Source organism: Desulfosarcina alkanivorans (assembly GCF_009688945.1).
Lineage (GTDB): Bacteria > Desulfobacterota > Desulfobacteria > Desulfobacterales > Desulfosarcinaceae > Desulfosarcina > Desulfosarcina alkanivorans.
Map to the genome: position 1 here is coordinate 7,220,209 of NZ_AP021874.1, position 16,868 is coordinate 7,237,076.

Below are 16,868 nucleotides of genomic sequence, written 5' to 3' on the forward strand. Positions count from 1 at the left end.
TTGAGAGTTGATTATGATGATGGATGCCAGGCCGCCGATACGGCATCATCGGTTTCCCGGGCAAAAATAGTATCTCGAGGTTAATTCCCCAAAGGCTGGCCGCAGATATGAAGTCCCCCTGGAAAAAATACCATGGGGTTATCCCGGCCATTAAAACCGTTTTCTCAACATGCGAAAAGATAATCGGGACAAGCGGATCACGCGGGGATAATATTAGTCATTGAATATTGGATAGATGGCATGCCGCTTGCTTTTCCGACATATTGAGTCAATCCGGAAACGGGCGGGCGTGACGATCCTTTCCAAGGAAAGGCGGATTTTTTACCAAGGGGTCGTGGCGGTAAAAAAGAACGGTTTTCATCAGATTGAATGCTGCCGGTATCGGCATTTTTATATTGTAAATCCTTCGAGGAGGCAAATTCCATGTTTCAAAAATTCCGTAACCTTAAGCTGAGAACAAAACTGTTGATTTCCATTTGTTCAGTTGCTTGGTTGGCCTTTGCGGTGACCGTCACCTACATCGGCTACAATGCGAGGAACCTTGCAGAAAAAGAGGCGCTGGACAAAGCCCGTGAGTCTGCCTACCGATATGCCAACCTGGTTCAGGCCGAGCTGGGACGGTCCATGGACGTTGCTCGAACGGTGGCCCTTTCGTTTCAGGGTATGAAACAACAGGGTGTTCCACCCAGGGATATGATGGACGGTGTCCTGAAGCAGGTTCTGGAAGAAAACCCCGGCTTTCTTGGTGTCTGGACCTGCTGGGAGCCCAACGCACTCGACGGAAAGGACTCAGATTTTGCCGATGCCTTTGGCCATGATGAAACGGGTCGTTATGTTCCCTACTGGAACCGCCTTTCCGGAGAAATTGACGTTGAGCCGCTGACCGGCTATGCCGACCCTGAGAAAGGGGCCTACTATTTCGAAACCCTGAAGTCCGGGCAGGAGGTGGTTTTTGACCCGATGCCCTATACCGTTGGCGAACAAACCCAGCTCAAGACCGTCCTGTCGGTTCCCGTCCTGTTTGACGGCAAGACGGTCGCGGTGGTGGGGGTTGACATCCCGGTGTCAACGTTCACACCACTGGTTCAGCAGATCAAGCTTTTTGAAACCGGTTACGGATTCCTGATTGCCAATGACGGCGTCTTTGTGGCCCATCCCACCAAGCAGGCCAACGTGGGCAAGCATATGGATTTTTTCGCGTTCGATAAAAGGGTTATCAAAGACGTGAAGGGCGGACGCGAGACCAGCCAATACAAGGTCTCCAAGACCACCGGCAAGAAAACCTACTATATCCTGGCGCCCATTCCCATTGGAACCGCGAAGAAAAAGTGGAGCCTGGCCATGAACATACCCATTGACAAGGTGCTGGAGCAGCCGCGCAAGGTGTTCTATGCCACCCTGATCATTGGTAACCTCGCCTTGCTGGTGCTGGTGGGGGTTGTCTACATGATTTCCGGTGGAATCTCCAGGCCAGTTGTCGAGATTGCCGGCGTCGTCAACAAGGTGGCCGCCGACCGTGACCTGACCCTTCAGGCACCGGTCAAAACCGGCGATGAGGTCGGCTTGATGGCCAAAGAGTTCAACAACATGATCAACGAATTGCGTGAATCGCTGAAGGTGGCCGATATCGCTGCCACCGAGGTGGATTCCTTCTCCGGCGAGGTTTCCAAACGGGCAACGGCCAACAAGGAACGTGCCACCGAAGAAGAACGTCAGATGGGCGTCATTCAGGAGACGGTGAACCAGATGGGCGCCACCGCCGGTGAAGTGGCCCAGTTCTCCCACTCCCAGCGTGATGCTGCCAACACCTCATACCGGCAGGTTGAGACCCTCATCGAGAGCATGCGCCAGATGGGCCAGGCTTCCATCGAACAGATCAAGGAGGCCAATATCGCAAGTGAGCGTGTAACGGTAATGGGTGAAACCGGTGGAATGGTTGTGGCCACTGCCGGTAAACAGGGTGAGCAGGTGGGCCGGGCCACCGATGCGGTCAAGCAGATCGATGGCATTGTGGCCGAGATGACCGTTGCCGCAGGCCGGGCCACCGAACACGGCCAGGGTGTGTTGGCGGCTGCCCGGGAAGGCGCCCGGTCCGTTAAGGAAACCGTTTCCGGTATGCAGGCCATTGCCGAGTCTTCCGAAAAAATATCCGATATTATCTCGGTGATCACCGACATCGCCGAACAGACCAACCTTCTGGCGCTGAATGCGGCCATTGAAGCTGCCCGAGCCGGTGTTCACGGCAAGGGCTTTGCCGTGGTTGCTGACGAAGTGGGCAAGCTGGCCCAACGATCATCCGAAGCGGCCAAAGAAATTGGTCAGCTCATCAAAGAGTCCTCCAACCGCGTACAGGAGGGTACCCGGCTGACCCAACGATCAGAGCAGGCACTGGAGAAAATCGCCCAGGGAGGCGAGATCAACCGTGAGGCCATCGACACTATTTCCGAGATGACCCAGACCCTGAACCAGCAGGCGCGGGAGGTTACCGGCCTGATGGAAGGTCTCAACGCCCTTGCCAAGGAAATCGGTGGTATGGCCGGTCGGCAGGGTAGCCGTCGTGAGGCGGCACAGGCTGCCCTGGAATCTCTGATTGCCAAATCAAAAGCGATCTCCGAACTGGTCAAGAAAGCTGAAAAGGGTGCTGAAGACGTGGGCGTGGAAATGCGTGGTGTGGTTGAGCGAAGTGAGGAGATGAGAAAACTGACCGACATCCAGGCAACGCGCTCCAAGAGTCTGGTGGAGATCGCCACCGTATCGGCAAGCCGTGCTACCCAGACGGTGGCCGGTGCCACCGAGGTCGTGGGGATTACCGATGAACTGAGACAGCTGTCGTCAAGTCTGACCCGGCAGATTGCACTGTTCCGAATCGATGAGGAACGCTCGAGTTAAGCCGCTGATTACGGGCCGGTTAGGTTTCGAAAGGGATGCAATGCGCTTATCCCCGGTAATCATGCGGCGGATTACCACCCACGTACCCTTAGACTGTGGTCAGGCGGCGCGGGTGCCCGCCGGCGAGCGATCCGCCACAGGGTTGCTGGCCGGCATTGGAGAATGACAAGGACATGATCATATTCTGTGAAGAATGCGGTGCCAGGAACGACCTGAGTTCGGACAGCCTTGACGCGAACCTGCATACGTTTGAATGCTGTAAATGCGGTGAAGTGCTCATGGTTTCCAAGCCGACGGTCGGAAACGGTGGCTTCAATGCCTTTGCCAGGATGACGCCTGAAAACAAAGGAAAGAATGCCAGGGCACCCATTACCGTTCTGGTCGTTGATGATTCTACCGTGCTCCGGAAGATTATCAGGGAAATGTTTGCTTCCGACGACCAACTGCAGGTCGTGGGAGAGGCGGAACACGGCCTGAAAGCATTGGAATTGATACCCCGGTTGAAACCGGATGTGGTGACGCTGGATGTGAACATGCCGGTAATGGATGGCCTGACCACGATCAAGCACATCATGATCAAATGCCCCACACCGGTGGTCATGTTCAGTACGCTGACGGGGCAGGGCTCCCGGGAAACCTTTGACACGCTGCGATACGGCGCCGTCGATTTTCTTCAAAAGCCCTCCAGCCTTCTGAAGGAGGACCTGAAAAGCCAGCATGAATTGATTATCAGTCGGGTAAAAAATGCGGCCCGTGCCGGAATCGACACGGTCCGTTACCTTCGTCCGGCCAGGGCGGCCAAGGAGGCAAAACCTAAAAATGGAACCGACTGCAGTCAGGTTTTTGCCATCGGCAGTTCTTATGGCGGATATGGTTCCCTGTTGGGCTTGATCCCCGAACTCAGCCCTGATCTGCCGGCGGCCTTTTTATCGGTGTTATACGCCGCGCCCCCTCATGTGGACGCTTTCGCCCGATATCTGGACGAGCATAGTCCGCTGGCGGTGTGTCGTGCCCAGGACGGCCAGACCCTTGCCCCTGGCTCCTGCTACCTGGCGTCTGTTTTTGAATGGGTAACGGTGGCCAACACATTGGACCGGCTGACGCTTCAGGTCGCCCCCCAGCGGTCGACACCGCCTAAAGGTGCTTCAGATGAACTGATGACCTCGCTTTCAACAACCCTGAAAGAGAGGGCCTCGGGGATTCTGCTTTCCGGGATCGGCGATGACGGCATCGCCGGCATCGAACAACTTCTTAACGGGGGGGGCAAGGTCATTGTACAGGATCCGAAAACCTGCCTTTGCAGTGACACGACAGCGATGGCCGCACAAAAATATGGCCTGCCGACGGTGCTTCCGGGGGTCGTGATGGCAGAAACCATCCGCACCCACTGCCTGAACGCCAGCCACAGATAAAAGGAGTCAGCGACAATGAATGATCGCTTTGCGCAGACTGATGGAGAATCCACCGAATTGACCACCACCAAACAGCTGGTCGGTTTCGTTATCGGTGAAGAACTGTTCGGGGTGGATATCCTTACCGTCCAGGAAATCATACGGGATGCGACGATGACCGCCATTCCGGATGCGCCCGATTTCCTTGAAGGTGTGATCAACCTCAGGGGCAGTATTATTCCCGTGATTGATCTTCGGAAACGGCTGAAACTTGTTCAGCCGGCCCATCTCAATCCGGACACCTGGATCATTATCCTTACTGTTGAAGGTCGTGTTACCGGGTTTGTCGTGGATCGGGTCACCAAGGTGCTGAATGTTCCGGCCGGCAGCATCAAGCCGCCACCGGATATCGTTGTTGCCGGATTGAGAAGCCAATACATCCAGGGGGTGTGCAAGATGGATCAGCGGCTTTTGATTCTTCTCGATTTCAGTCGCATTCTCATGGTTGATGAGATCAAGAAACTAAAGTCAATGAAGCGACCCAAAGCGCCGGTGCGCATCTGAAAAGGAAATTTCCGGATGGGAAAGACGATTCTGGTGGTGGATGATTCTTCCATCATGCGTAAAATGATCAAACAGACCTTGATGGGTGCAGGGCATACCGTCGTAGGGGAAGCCAAGAGCGGCGATGACGCGGTTGCCCTATACCGGCGGTTGAAACCGGAACTGGTGACCATGGATATCACCATGCGCGGCATGGATGGTATCGCTGCGGCCAAGGCGATCCTGGCGCACGATCCCGGTGCCCGTGTGATTATTCTGTCCAATCTCGATGAGGACAGATTCAGCAAGGAAGCGGCTCAAATTGGAGCGAAAGGATACATCAACAAGCACAAAACTGCCGAGATTCTTGATCTGATCAATCGGCTGTGAGCCTTTCTGTACCGGCCATGGGTAATCGCACCATAGGTCACCGGTGGAAAGAAGGAGTATTTCATGACAGACAATTCCCTGATTGAGGATTTTGCAGATGAGGCCCGAGAGCATTTGGAGGAGTTGGAGAGCAGTCTGCTCAGCCTGGAGTCTGATCCGGCCAACCAGGAGTTGTTGAATACGATATTTCGCTCGATGCATACGGTCAAGGGAGCATCCGAGTATTTGGGATTTGAACGGATTGCCCGCTTGTCCCATCGGCTGGAGACCCTACTAACGCTTTTTCGAGACGGCAGCCTGTGCGTGGATAAAGTTGCCGTGGATCTGTTGATCGACGCCCGGGATCGGATCGGCGAACTGGTTTCGCAGGTCGAGTCGTCAGGCCGGGAGACCGAAGAGGTTGACGACCTGCTGGATCGGGTGGCGGCCATCGTCACCGGATCGACGGCGACGGACAAGGCGGTGGACGATCCAACCGTCTATGACGGCGAGGCGGACACGGAACTGTTCGATATTTTTCTGGAACAACTGGCTGCAGGTCTCGATCAGCTGATTGAAACGGCCGGCAGGCTTGCCAGGGGAGAGAATGCGGGCCAGGCGGCCGACGAAATGGCCGACCAGGTGGACCGGCTGGCGTCAACGGCCAATTATATGGGATACGATGCATTGGCGGCGGTCTATGACGATGCGGCGGCAGGCATAGAGGCGTTTGCGTCCCGGTCGGCGGTGGCCGGCGCGGACGATATCGACACGTTTTTGCAGTCGAACCTCGTCCCATGCATCAAGCGCATCCAGGGACTGTTTCCCACGGCAAAGGCGCTGGTTTCGCTGGACACTCGGTTTCCGATAGCGGCGCCGAATGATGGATTGGCAGCGGAAGACGTTTCCGGGCGGAAGGACGATGCCGAGCTTTCCTCGGTCGGGACCATGCTGGATGACATTGATCCGGCGCTTTCCTTGTTACCGGATGATGGTCATACGGTAATTCCGGAGGATGCATCCACGATAACCCCGGCCCAGGCGGAAACGGACAATTCCCTGATCGAGGATTTTGCAGATGAGGCCCGAGAGCATTTGGAGGAGTTGGAGAGCAGTCTGCTCAGCCTGGAGTCTGATCCGGCCAACCAGGAGTTGTTGAATACGATATTTCGCTCGATGCATACGGTCAAGGGAGCATCCGAGTATTTGGGATTTGAACGGATTGCCCGCTTGTCCCATCGGCTGGAGACCCTACTAACGCTTTTTCGAGACGGCAGCCTGTGCGTGGATAAAGTTGCCGTGGATCTGTTGATCGACGCCCGGGATCGGATCGGCGAACTGGTTTCGCAGGTCGAGTCGTCAGGCCGGGAGACCGAAGAGGTTGACGACCTGCTGGATCGGGTGGCGGCCATCGTCACCGGATCGACGGCGACGGACAAGGCGGTGGACGATCCAACCGTCTATGACGGCGAGGCGGACACGGAACTGTTCGATATTTTTCTGGAACAACTGGCTGCAGGTCTCGATCAGCTGATTGAAACGGCCGGCAGGCTTGCCAGGGGAGAGAATGCGGGCCAGGCGGCCGACGAAATGGCCGACCAGGTGGACCGGCTGGCGTCAACGGCCAATTATATGGGATACGATGCATTGGCGGCGGTCTATGACGATGCGGCGGCAGGCATAGAGGCGTTTGCGTCCCGGTCGGCGGTGGCCGGCGCGGACGATATCGACACGTTTTTGCAGTCGCGCCTCGTCCCATGCATCGAGCGCATCCAGGGACTGTTTCCCAATGAAAAAAAACTGGCACTCATCGACACGACCGTTTTTTCTACGACGGTTACAGGTGATGCGTTGCCGGAGCCGGTCAAAGAGACCATGCAGCCGCCTTCTGACGGCATTGCCCAACTGCTGTCAGGCTTGCCGGCCATGGACGACAGCCAGCGCCAGTCCCTGCTTTCAAAAACACTGGACGAAACCTTCTCATCCATGCGGGCAGGGGAAGGTGATGCAGACGACATCGCAGGCCCGCCAATCGATGAGGATCCAATAGCCCTTCAGTTTTCATCCGAGGCGGATGGGGCCGATGACCAGTCGCCGGCACCGGACGTGGTTTCTGCCATGGACGAAGCGGCATCGACCCTTTTCGACGAATTCGGGCTGGATCGGAACGCCCCCCCGCAAACCGCCATTATCACTCCCGATGAGCCAGGCCGGTCCGGGTCGTCCGCTGGCAGTGAGGAAGAGGTTGCGCTGTGGCCCGAGGCCGCCGAATCGTCTGTCCCGGTCCCGGATACTCCCGCCCAAGATTCTCATGCCCCCTTGCCGGTTATCGATTTTTCGACGCCACCGCAATCCGAGCCGGAGGCTGGCGAGGAGACCCCGTCTGAACCGTTTTCGGCACGAAGCGCCATAAGAAAGAGTATCCGTGTCGATGCGGACAAGGTCGACGACCTGATGAATCAGGTTGGGGAACTGGTGGTCAACCGTTCCTCATTTTCGCAGCTGTTCGATGAAATGCGGGAGGTGGCCCAATACCTCCAACATCGGTTTTCCATGGACAAGGCGGACCAGCGCCTGGTATCGGGCCTCACTGCCCGCCTCAATGACGCCACCACCGTGTTGGGAAGAGTTACCAGCGAACTCCAGGAACAGGTCATGAAGGTGCGCATGCTGCCCATCTCCCGACTTTTCAACCGCTATCCGAGGCTGGTTCACGATTTGCTCAAGGATTCGGAGAAAAAGATTCAGCTCCAGTTTCGTGGCGAGGAAACCGAACTGGACCGGATGGTCATCGAGCAACTGGCCGACCCCATGATCCATATCATCCGCAATGCCGTGGATCACGGCATCGAAACGTGCGGCGATCGGAAACGAAGCGGAAAGCCGGAAAGTGGCGCGTTGTTGCTTGAGGCCTATCATGAAGGAAGCAATGTGGTCATCGAGGTAACCGATGACGGTAAAGGCATTGACCTGTCACGTATCCGCCAGAAGGCGGTGGAAAAAGACCTGGCCGATCGTGAGACGTTGGAACGGATGGACCAGCAGAATTTGATCGACATGATCATGCTTCCCGGTTTCTCAACTTCAGATCAGATTACCCATACGTCCGGGCGCGGTGTGGGAATGGATGTCGTCAAACGTAACATCGAAAAAATAAATGGGACCCTGGTTGTCGAGACACGGCAGGATGTGGGCACCCGTGTCCGGATCAAGATCCCCCTGACCCTCGCCATCATTCCGGCGCTGATGATCCGCTGCGGGGGCAGCCACTTCACGCTGCCTTTGAGTGCCGTGCAGGAAACCCTTCGCATTGATCCGGGTGAGATTTTCACCGTTGACGGCAGCGAAGTGATGCATCTGCATGAAGAACCCCTGCCGCTGGTCCGGTTGACCGACCTGCTGAATATGCAGGTGCCGCGGTCCCCTGCGATTGATGAACGGCTTTTCGTGGTGGTGGTCAAATCCGCCGCTGGCCGGACGGGCTTTGTTGTTGATACGTTGCTGGGTCGCCAGGAAGTGGTGATCAAACCCCTGGAAGACTACCTCCAGGAAAACAGCGGATTTTCGGGGGCGACGATTTTAGGTGACGGTGGAATTTCTCTGATTCTCAATGTTGACGAACTCGTGGTCATGGCCAGGCAACGGGAGGCCGAAAGGAAACTGGCCGCCGTCGTGCTGTGACCGGTCAACGACAAGTTGTTTCATGCTGCATTCAAGATGATACCGGTACGGGGGGCACCTTAAGGAAACTGCCAGCAGCGGGTGCACCTGCCTGCGGGGTGTTATCAGGAATGGATTGACACGCGGAACATGGAAACCAAAGACGACACTTCTTACAATCATCTTCCTGACGCGGATTGCGGGTTTGCCGGGACGTTAAAGAACATTCAACTCAACGACCTGATACAGATGTGCTGCCTGTCGGGTTCAAGCCTCTGCATGCGGGTAACCAAGGGTGAGCGGCAGGGAACGATTTTTATTGTCGACGGTGAGATCGTTCATGCCGCCTGCGTGGACATGGTGGGAGAGGAAGCCTTTTACCGGATATTGGGGTGGGAAACCGGAAGCTTCGAATCCATCGAAGTTTCAACCACACCACCGCGGACAATCGATAGCAATTATCATTTTTTGATTATGGAAGCGGCCCGGCGTGTCGACGAAAAAGCCGTGCTCGGCCAGGATTCGGCTACCGCCGTGCCATGTCCATCAGAAACGGCTGCCGATGAGCGGCTTCGGGTGCTTATCGTCGACGACTCACCCATGATGCGCAAAATTCTGTCCAGCATGTTGACAACCAGTAAACATGTCAAGGTGGTGGGCATGGCCGGCAACGGCAAGGAGGCGATTTCACTGATCGATGAGCTGTCCCCGGATCTGGTGACGCTGGATGTGAATATGCCGGTGATGGACGGCACCAGCACAATCAAACATATCATGATCAAAAAACCATGTCCGGTGGTGATCACATCCAACCCCGGGGATGGATCTTCGAAAACGATTTTCAATTTTCTTGAACTGGGTGCTGTGGATTTCATGAGCAAGCCCACCAAGAACCAGGATATTCTCGTACAACAGAAAAAAATAATTGAGCGGGTAAGGGTTGCCGCCACGGCCAAAGTGGCCAATTTCAGGATTTCGCGGATTCCCAGGCCACAGACTGACAATCTTACCCTGAAAGCGGCCGGCATGGCATGCCGGCGTCTGGTGATCGTGATTTCCGGGCCCGGGGGACACCCGGAGCAGATGGGCCTGTTGCCCGGGCTGGTTTCGGCGATGGCCAGCCTTGACGGCGCCGTCGTGGCCCTTCAGAGTCTTCCGCCATCCTTTCGGGAGACCTTCGCCCGATATTTATTCGAACGATGTGGATGCCCGGCATCACCGATCGAGCAGAAAACCCCGCTTTCTGCAGGGCATTGTTATGTCGGTATTCACGGCTGCCCCCTGGTCATCTCCATGGATGGCAGCCGGCCGGTCATCGCGCCAGCTGCAACTGAAAACGAAGTGATTCATGTGGATCGGGTCCTGTCGACTGCCGCATCGGTGTTCGGAGACCGCGTGACGATTGTGTTGTTGTCCGGGGCGGACACGGGCAGCCACTCAGGTCTGCAGGCGGTGCACGACCATGGCGGGCGGATCATTTTGCGCAAACGGGATTCGGGCATGGTTGCCGCGCCCCTCGATAAGGTTGTTGCGGCCGGCCTTGCCGATACGGAAGTGGCCCTCTCCCGCCTGTCGGAAACGATTTTAAACGGGTTTGAGCTTGGAAACGAACTCAATCCCCGGCCTGTCACCCGAGGAAAATAATCCATGATTATCGTATGCCAGAAATGCAAAACCCGGTTTCATCTTGATGACGAGGCAACTGATAAGCCCTCCTTCGTGGCGCGATGCACGGTCTGTGGCCATCTTTTTTCCGCTTACAAACCGAAACGGGTTCAGGAAATTGCGTTCATCGATCTCGAACGCGCTCGTCGGGATGAGGCCAACGACCATGTGATCACCATAGGCAACCGAAAAGGCGGGGTTGCAAAAACCACGACCTGTTTCAACCTCGGTGTTTCACTTGCCCTGAACAATAAAAAAGTGCTGCTGGTGGATTTCGATGCCCAGGCCAACCTGACCCTTTCACTGGGTCTCAAGCAACAGCCTACGTTTTACGATGCCCAGAAAGCATTCGGCAGGCCCCTGGACGATTTCATCACTGCAACGCCATATCCCAACCTCTGGCTGCTGCCGTCCGGGCGGAACATGGTGATGCTCAATAAATTGTATTTCGGAGCGCAGCATTTTGAATATATGCTGAAAGACCGGCTCAATGGCATCAAGGATCAATTTGATTTCATTCTGATCGACACCCCCCCCGCCATTGAATTCTATACGTTAAATGCCCTTACGGCATCCAACCGGGTGGTGATACCCTGCCAGTGTGATTATCTTTCAACCCACGGGGTGGACCAGGTGCTGCGCCTGATCGCCCTGATCCGAAAACGATCCAACCCTCAGATTCGTTCCCGCATCCTGTTTACCATGCTGGATCGGAACAGCCACTCGTCGCGGCTGATTTTTTCCAAAATCAAGGACCTTTATGCGGGAGAGACCTTCGATACGGTTGTAGAAATGGATGGCGCCCTCAAAGAAGCTCAGATACTGAGCATGCCCGCCATTCACTACAACCAGCAAAGTGTTGCCGGCGCCCAGTATCTCGGACTGGCCAAGGAGATTATCGCCAACCCGCATGATCCGATCCCATCCTCGTCATGAGTAATCCCAATGGCTATTCGATCCAGCGGACCATGATTATCTACATTCTGTTAATCGGGTTCGCTGCGCTGCTGGTTTCTTCTGAATTTGTTATGGATACCCATTCGACCGCACTCAAGCGGGAGCTGACCCACAATTTCGAACGCTATACCAGCGGGGAACTGGCACAGGATCAGGTTTACGAGCCCCTGGTGAGGATCCGCAACAAGGCCATGATGATGGTGGGCGTGATTCTGGCAGTGGTGGTTATCGTGTTGACCATGTTCATCAAAACCATTACCGAACCCCTGCAGCATATGGTGGAGGTGTCCAAGGCCATTTCCGCCGGAGACCTGAGCCGCGCAACGGGGGTCGAAACCAGAAACGAGCTCTCCCAACTGTCCGCCGGAATCGACGACATGTCCACCAATCTGCAGGAGATTATCATGCTATCCCGGTCGGTATGCGATTCCGCCGGGCGGGTCACGGCCAGCACCATGGGGATGATGAGAAAAGAACAGTTGACCGACGGTGGTTCGGAGGCGATGAGGCATCAGCTTTCGCGGCTGGAATCCGAACTGGACATGCTCAAGCAGGTCATCGAGTTTTTTAAACTTTATTCGGTGGATGGCCAGGCATGACCGGAATAACGCTTCTGGCTTTACCGGCGGGGGTGGTCATCGCCTCACTGGCATCGGCCGTCGGCATCGGCGGCGGTATCCTGTGGATGCCCTTTTTTATAATTTTCTTGAAGCTTCCACCGGAGACTGCGGTGGTTACCTCCCTGCTGGTTCAGACCGCGGGGATGGGATCGGGCAGTGCCGCCTTTATCAGGAAGCAAACCGCCGATCTTCACCTGTCCGGTTTCTTTTTGCTGCTGACCCTTCCCGGACTCGCCATCGGCGCCCTGCTGACCCGTTTGCTGTCATCGGCCAACCTCGAATTGGCCTTGGGGATTTTTACCCTGACCACCGCCTTTCTTTTTGTCTCCGCGAACCAGAAATACACCGATACGGGCCATGATCGGATACCGGTGAAGCGCGCCCGACGCTACGGCTGGCTCGTGTCGGTCATGGCCGTGGCCAGCGGCATGCTGAGCGTCAGTATCGGCGAGTGGCTGGTGCCGCTCATGCGCAGCCGGTTAAAACTGCGAATGCGGGTGGCCGTCGCCACCAGCATCGTCACTATTTTCGGAACCTGTATTGTCGGTTCCGTTTTCCATGGACTGCTGGGGTCGTCGGTCGATCTGGCGGCATTGCTTGGGGCCGTTCCCGGTGTCATTATCGGCGGGCAGGTCGGTCCGTGGTTTACAGAGAAAATCAATGAAAGAATGCTCAAGGAAGTATTTATCTTCCTGCTCACGCTCATCGGCATTCATCTGATTTACAACAGCTATTGACGTGTATCCATGTTTTTGAAAAAAGGAGAAAGAAAACCATACACGTACCTGATGCCGTTCCTGGGATTTTTTGTCCTGCTGCTGGTCTGGGATGTGTTGGCCCGGTTCAGCGGCTGGAGCCGGCAGGTGTTTCCCGGGCCCGTCATCGTTCTCGGGAGCATGGGAGAACTGCTGGCCGACGGCACACTGGTCCGCCACACGGTGGCCAGCCTTTTCAGGGTTACCGTAGGATTCTACCTTGCCGCTATTCTGGGGATTCCCCTCGGGATCGCCCTGGGCATGATGAGAAATGCCAGGCCCCTGATCAACCCGCTGATTCAATTCCTGCGGCCCATTTCACCGCTGGCCTGGATTCCCCTGGCCATGCTATGGTTCGGCATCGGCGATCCACCAGCCATTTTTTTGATTTTTCTGTCCAGCTTTTTCCCCCTCGTGGTTTCCACTACCATTGCCGTTGACGGCATCAATCCGACTTATTTTCATGTGGCGGCCAATTTTAATTTTTCGAGAGTGGAAACGATTGTCCGGCTGGTGGTCCCGGCAATTGTCCCGGAGGTGGTGACTGCACTCAGAATGACGGTGACCATTTCATGGCTGGTGGTCGTTGCCGCAGAGATGATTGCCGTACAGTCCGGCCTGGGCTTCTTAATCCTGGATTCACGAAACGCCCTGCGGATGGACTACGTCATGGACGGCATGATCGTTATCGGGCTGGTAGGGCTGGCCCTTGATTATCTGATGCGCCAACTGGGCTCGCTCGAAGCGGCCAGGTGGCGTCAGATGACACATTAAGGAGCGGGCAGGTGGGCAGTATACTCATTGATCAACTCAGTAAAACCTACGCCAATCGACGGAAAGTCCCTCGCGGTGAAGAAGATGCCATTTTGTGCAAAGGGGACCGGATCAGCGTTCTGCTGGATATCGACCTGGACATCCGGGACGGTGAAATGGTTTGTTTTCTCGGTCCTTCGGGATGTGGGAAATCAACTTTGCTGAGGATTATCGCCGGCTTTGAGGCGCCCTCCGAAGGGCACGTGAATATCAACGGTCAGCCGGTCACAGGGCCTTCTGCCGACCACATTTTCGTATTCCAGCACAGCGGCCTCTTCCCCTGGATGACGGTTTCCGAGAATGTCGGCCTGGGGCTGCGCCACTTGAAAAGCCATCGGGACAGGCAGGAACAGGTCCAAGAATTTATCGATATGGTGGAACTGGATGGCTTTGAACAACATTATCCCCGGCAGTTGTCCGGCGGCATGCAGCGCCGTGCTGAATTGGCCCGGGCGCTTGCCGTGAACCCGGATATTATGATTATGGATGAGCCCTTCAGCGGGCTTGATTTTCTCACGCATATGAAGATGAGAGAAGAAGTGGTCAACATGCATGCGTTCATCCGAAAGACGATTCTACTGGTGACCCATAATATCGATGACGCATTGATCATGGGCGACCGGATCGTCATATTGGGGAATTGCCCCACCCGGGTGGTCATGGATCGGACCTTGGATTTTCCTCGCCCCCGCGATTTTGAGAAGTCACCTGATTTAAGCAGGTTGAGAAGCGAACTGTTCCTTTTGCTGGGAGTCAACTATGCCGTTTAAAAAGAACCCATTGACCGGAACCGTTCCGTTTTCGCGGCCGGCTAAACTGGTTCTTTTTTTTCTCCTGTGGCTGGTTTTGATTTCATGGCTTCACTTTCGACTGAACCGCCATCAGGCAGACCGGCAGGTTATCCGCATGGGATATATGCCGGTACTGACCAATCTGGCGGCACCACTGCTGGACCATGCCACCCGAAAAGGCAACGGCGTTTTTTTTGAAGCCGTGAAATTTTCTTCTTTTGCCGAGATGGCCGAAGCATTGAGAAACGACAGTCTCCAGGCGGCTTTCATCATCGCACCGCTGGCGGTGGTGTTGCGTCAGCAAGGGGTTGATGTGAAGGTCGTTCTGGTCGGCAACCGGCACGAGAGCACCCTGGTGGCAAGGAAAAGCTTGAATGCGAAGCGGTTGGAAGATCTGGTCGGGCGCACCATTGCCGTGCCGATGCGGTACTCGGGCCACAACCTGTGCCTGTTAAAAGCGATGGAGGAAAAAGGGCTCACTGGAAAAATCCGCCTGGTGGAAATGAATCCGCCGGACATGGCCTCGGCCCTGGCTTCGGGTTCGCTGGATGCCTATTTTGTCGGTGAACCCTTTGCCGCCCAAACCGTACTCAGCGACGACGCCGACGTCGTTGCATACGTGGAGTCCATGTGGCCGGATTTTATCTGCAACCTCATGCTGGTGAAAAATGAATGGATGACGGCCTATCCGTCGGCCGCACGAAAACTGGTGGAAACGGCGGTCCGGTCCGGTCTGTGGGCAAGCCGCCATCCCCATGAGGCCGCCCGGGTTGCAGCCGATTACTGGAACCAGTCCGCTGGGTTGGTGCATTACGCAATGACCACGCCATCCAATCGGATCATCTATGACCGGTACGTTCCAAAGCCGGCTGAACTCCAGGCCATTGCAGATCTCATGGCCCGTTATGACCTGATAGAAAATACCGATATCTCTGGTCTGGTGGACGACCGTCTGGCACTGACCGCCGGCATTGACGGTATCGAAAACCTGGACACCCTCCTTTTGCCCTGATGCCCAGCGATCGGCAATCTTCTTTTACGCAGGAAATACGGCTTTACGGGGGAATCCTTATTGAATGGATAAAAAAACCCGGGGGGATACCCTCGGGTTTTTTTGCAATGGGGTCGGGCGATTCCAAAACAGCTGATGAGGCCTATTTTTTGCGGAGTTGTCCCAACTCCTTTCTAATTGCGCCCAGTTCGGCGGCCATCATTGATTTCAGTTCATCAATGGACCGGATAACGGCTTCGATACCTGACAACTCTCCGGTGGTGCTCGGTTTCGATGAATCACTGGCCGGATGGGGACCTCTGGATTCGACAATTTGAGCCTTTAACATCTTGAACTGGCTGACCTCTTCCAGCACCATCTTCTCTTTTTCGCTCTGGTTCAACTCAGTGTTGGTCGTGGACTCCTCAAGGGTTGAATAAACGGACATGACCCGTTTGATGGTGTCGGGGTGCGCATTGGACTTGTGGGTCCGGATATATTTTGCCAATGACTTCAACAGTCTGAGAAGCGTATGGTTCGCTTTGTCGGATTTGAACCGCTCCGACAACCCATCGATCTGGGAGATTAAAGCTTCGAGGGCATCGTCAGTGATTTCCCAGTCAATGGCCAGAATCGTTGATTTCAGGTCCTTTAACGGAAGGTCAGTCTCGGCCGCTGCAGGTGTCTCCGCGGATGTTTCATCCTGGGATGGCAAAGAATCGCTGAAAAAATCATCAAGACGGTTTTCCAAGTCAAAAGCGAAGGTGTCATTCGCTTTTTTGTCCATGGCAGCACCTCCTATAAAAGCTTTTCACGAATAGCCACAATTGTCTTTGAGATGGCTTTTTTAACAGTGGGGATCACGTTATCGCCCTTCAGCGCACTGGCCGTGAAACTGGGTGCGTTGAGTTGTGTGTTGAGATCGTTGTCCATGGTTTCAACGTCGAGAATGGGAATTCCTTCCGTTTCCAGGTCGCGTTTATTGTATTGAAAAACAATGGGGATGTCGGTGATGTCAATATCGTAGAATTTCAGGTTTTCTTTGAGATTTTCCAGGGAGCTGATATTGTTTTCCCGCCGGTCGACCATGGAGTCCGCAACAAAAACAATGCCATCCACCCCTTTTAGCACCAGCTTCCGCGTGGCATTGTATTTGACCTGGCCGGGTACGGTGTAAAGTTGGGTTTTAACATTGTATCCTTTTATGGCTCCCAGTTCAAACGGCAGGAAATCAAAGAACAGGGTTCGATCGCCCTGGGTCTTGATACTGACCATGTCTGACTCAATACGGTGTCTGATCCGGCTGAAGATATATTCCAGGTTGGTGGTTTTTCCACCCCTGCCGGGACCGACAAAAACAAGTTTGACCTGAACTTCTTTAGTCTTGGTATTGATAAACGCCATAGTTACGTACCGCTTGTCGA

The 16,868-nt window shown here is 55.1% G+C and carries 15 protein-coding genes; 12 read left to right on the forward strand and 3 right to left on the reverse strand.

Annotated elements, in window-relative coordinates; all coding sequences use genetic code 11:
• Positions 1-197: 197 nt before the first annotated feature.
• Positions 198-425 carry a hypothetical protein gene (locus DSCA_RS32095; RefSeq protein ID WP_167528039.1) on the reverse strand — a complete coding sequence of 76 codons (228 nt, stop codon included), beginning with the start codon at positions 423-425 and terminating at the stop codon, positions 198-200.
• On the opposite strand from DSCA_RS32095, the gene DSCA_RS31420 reads away from it, so the two are divergent.
• The 12 genes from DSCA_RS31420 to DSCA_RS31475 all read left to right on the forward strand — a co-directional run bounded on the left by DSCA_RS31420 (position 424) and on the right by DSCA_RS31475 (position 15,465).
• Entirely contained in the window at positions 424-2,889 is a 2,466-nt protein-coding gene (locus DSCA_RS31420) for a methyl-accepting chemotaxis protein (RefSeq protein ID WP_167528040.1), read from the forward strand. The two genes, DSCA_RS32095 and DSCA_RS31420, sit on opposite strands and share 2 nt — an antisense overlap.
• Positions 2,890-3,062: 173 nt before the next feature.
• Positions 3,063-4,301 (forward strand): chemotaxis protein CheB, encoded by a 1,239-nt coding sequence (locus DSCA_RS31425; protein WP_155320175.1) that lies wholly within the window; start codon positions 3,063-3,065, stop codon positions 4,299-4,301.
• A gap of 15 nt (positions 4,302-4,316) precedes the next feature.
• Positions 4,317-4,844 (forward strand): chemotaxis protein CheW, encoded by a 528-nt coding sequence (locus DSCA_RS31430; protein ID WP_155320176.1) that lies wholly within the window; start codon positions 4,317-4,319, stop codon positions 4,842-4,844.
• A gap of 15 nt (positions 4,845-4,859) precedes the next feature.
• On the forward strand, positions 4,860-5,213 hold the full coding sequence (locus tag DSCA_RS31435; protein ID WP_155320177.1) for a response regulator: 354 nt from the start codon (positions 4,860-4,862) through the stop codon (positions 5,211-5,213).
• 63 nt (positions 5,214-5,276) lie between these two features.
• Entirely contained in the window at positions 5,277-8,873 is a 3,597-nt protein-coding gene (locus tag DSCA_RS31440; RefSeq protein ID WP_155320178.1) for a chemotaxis protein CheA, read from the forward strand.
• A 129-nt stretch (positions 8,874-9,002) separates the two neighbouring features.
• Positions 9,003-10,496 carry a response regulator gene (locus tag DSCA_RS31445; protein WP_155320179.1) on the forward strand — a complete coding sequence of 498 codons (1,494 nt, stop codon included), beginning with the start codon at positions 9,003-9,005 and terminating at the stop codon, positions 10,494-10,496.
• Between the two features lie 3 nt (positions 10,497-10,499).
• Positions 10,500-11,453, forward strand: coding sequence for an AAA family ATPase (locus DSCA_RS31450; protein ID WP_155320618.1), 954 nt, complete (start codon positions 10,500-10,502; stop codon positions 11,451-11,453).
• Positions 11,450-12,073, forward strand: a complete 624-nt coding sequence (locus DSCA_RS31455; RefSeq protein WP_155320180.1) for a HAMP domain-containing protein — start codon at positions 11,450-11,452, stop codon at positions 12,071-12,073. Before DSCA_RS31450 ends, DSCA_RS31455 begins: the two co-directional genes overlap by 4 nt.
• Positions 12,070-12,831, forward strand: coding sequence for a sulfite exporter TauE/SafE family protein (locus DSCA_RS31460; protein ID WP_155320181.1), 762 nt, complete (start codon positions 12,070-12,072; stop codon positions 12,829-12,831). The genes DSCA_RS31455 and DSCA_RS31460 overlap by 4 nt, the downstream gene beginning before the upstream one ends.
• A 9-nt stretch (positions 12,832-12,840) precedes the next feature.
• Entirely contained in the window at positions 12,841-13,623 is a 783-nt protein-coding gene (locus tag DSCA_RS31465) for an ABC transporter permease (protein WP_155320182.1), read from the forward strand.
• A gap of 11 nt (positions 13,624-13,634) precedes the next feature.
• Positions 13,635-14,432 (forward strand): ABC transporter ATP-binding protein, encoded by a 798-nt coding sequence (locus DSCA_RS31470; RefSeq protein ID WP_155320183.1) that lies wholly within the window; start codon positions 13,635-13,637, stop codon positions 14,430-14,432.
• Positions 14,422-15,465, forward strand: coding sequence for an ABC transporter substrate-binding protein (locus DSCA_RS31475; protein ID WP_155320184.1), 1,044 nt, complete (start codon positions 14,422-14,424; stop codon positions 15,463-15,465). The genes DSCA_RS31470 and DSCA_RS31475 overlap by 11 nt, the downstream gene beginning before the upstream one ends.
• A 142-nt stretch (positions 15,466-15,607) precedes the next feature.
• Here the strand turns inward: DSCA_RS31475 and DSCA_RS31480 are convergent, their stop codons facing one another.
• The gene (locus DSCA_RS31480) at positions 15,608-16,231 is read right to left on the reverse strand and encodes a hypothetical protein (RefSeq protein WP_155320185.1); all 624 of its coding nucleotides are present in this window, start codon (positions 16,229-16,231) and stop codon (positions 15,608-15,610) included.
• An 11-nt stretch (positions 16,232-16,242) separates the two neighbouring features.
• Positions 16,243-16,848: a GTP-binding protein gene (locus tag DSCA_RS31485; protein WP_155320186.1), complete on the reverse strand. Its 606-nt coding sequence runs from the start codon at positions 16,846-16,848 to the stop codon at positions 16,243-16,245.
• Positions 16,849-16,868: the final 20 nt, after the last annotated feature.

Excerpts from the sequence above, each read along its gene's own strand:
- DSCA_RS31420 (WP_167528040.1), top strand. The coding sequence starts at position 424 with ATGTTTCAAAAATTCCGTAACCTTAAGCTGAGAACAAAACTGTTGATT.
- DSCA_RS32095 (WP_167528039.1), bottom strand. The coding sequence starts at position 425 with ATGGAATTTGCCTCCTCGAAGGATTTACAATATAAAAATGCCGATACC.
- DSCA_RS31425 (WP_155320175.1), top strand. The coding sequence starts at position 3,063 with ATGATCATATTCTGTGAAGAATGCGGTGCCAGGAACGACCTGAGTTCG.
- DSCA_RS31430 (WP_155320176.1), top strand. The coding sequence starts at position 4,317 with ATGAATGATCGCTTTGCGCAGACTGATGGAGAATCCACCGAATTGACC.
- DSCA_RS31435 (WP_155320177.1), top strand. The coding sequence starts at position 4,860 with ATGGGAAAGACGATTCTGGTGGTGGATGATTCTTCCATCATGCGTAAA.
- DSCA_RS31440 (WP_155320178.1), top strand. The coding sequence starts at position 5,277 with ATGACAGACAATTCCCTGATTGAGGATTTTGCAGATGAGGCCCGAGAG.
- DSCA_RS31445 (WP_155320179.1), top strand. The coding sequence starts at position 9,003 with ATGGAAACCAAAGACGACACTTCTTACAATCATCTTCCTGACGCGGAT.
- DSCA_RS31450 (WP_155320618.1), top strand. The coding sequence starts at position 10,500 with ATGATTATCGTATGCCAGAAATGCAAAACCCGGTTTCATCTTGATGAC.
- DSCA_RS31455 (WP_155320180.1), top strand. The coding sequence starts at position 11,450 with ATGAGTAATCCCAATGGCTATTCGATCCAGCGGACCATGATTATCTAC.
- DSCA_RS31460 (WP_155320181.1), top strand. The coding sequence starts at position 12,070 with ATGACCGGAATAACGCTTCTGGCTTTACCGGCGGGGGTGGTCATCGCC.
- DSCA_RS31465 (WP_155320182.1), top strand. The coding sequence starts at position 12,841 with ATGTTTTTGAAAAAAGGAGAAAGAAAACCATACACGTACCTGATGCCG.
- DSCA_RS31475 (WP_155320184.1), top strand. The coding sequence starts at position 14,422 with ATGCCGTTTAAAAAGAACCCATTGACCGGAACCGTTCCGTTTTCGCGG.
- DSCA_RS31480 (WP_155320185.1), bottom strand. The coding sequence starts at position 16,231 with ATGGACAAAAAAGCGAATGACACCTTCGCTTTTGACTTGGAAAACCGT.
- DSCA_RS31485 (WP_155320186.1), bottom strand. The coding sequence starts at position 16,848 with ATGGCGTTTATCAATACCAAGACTAAAGAAGTTCAGGTCAAACTTGTT.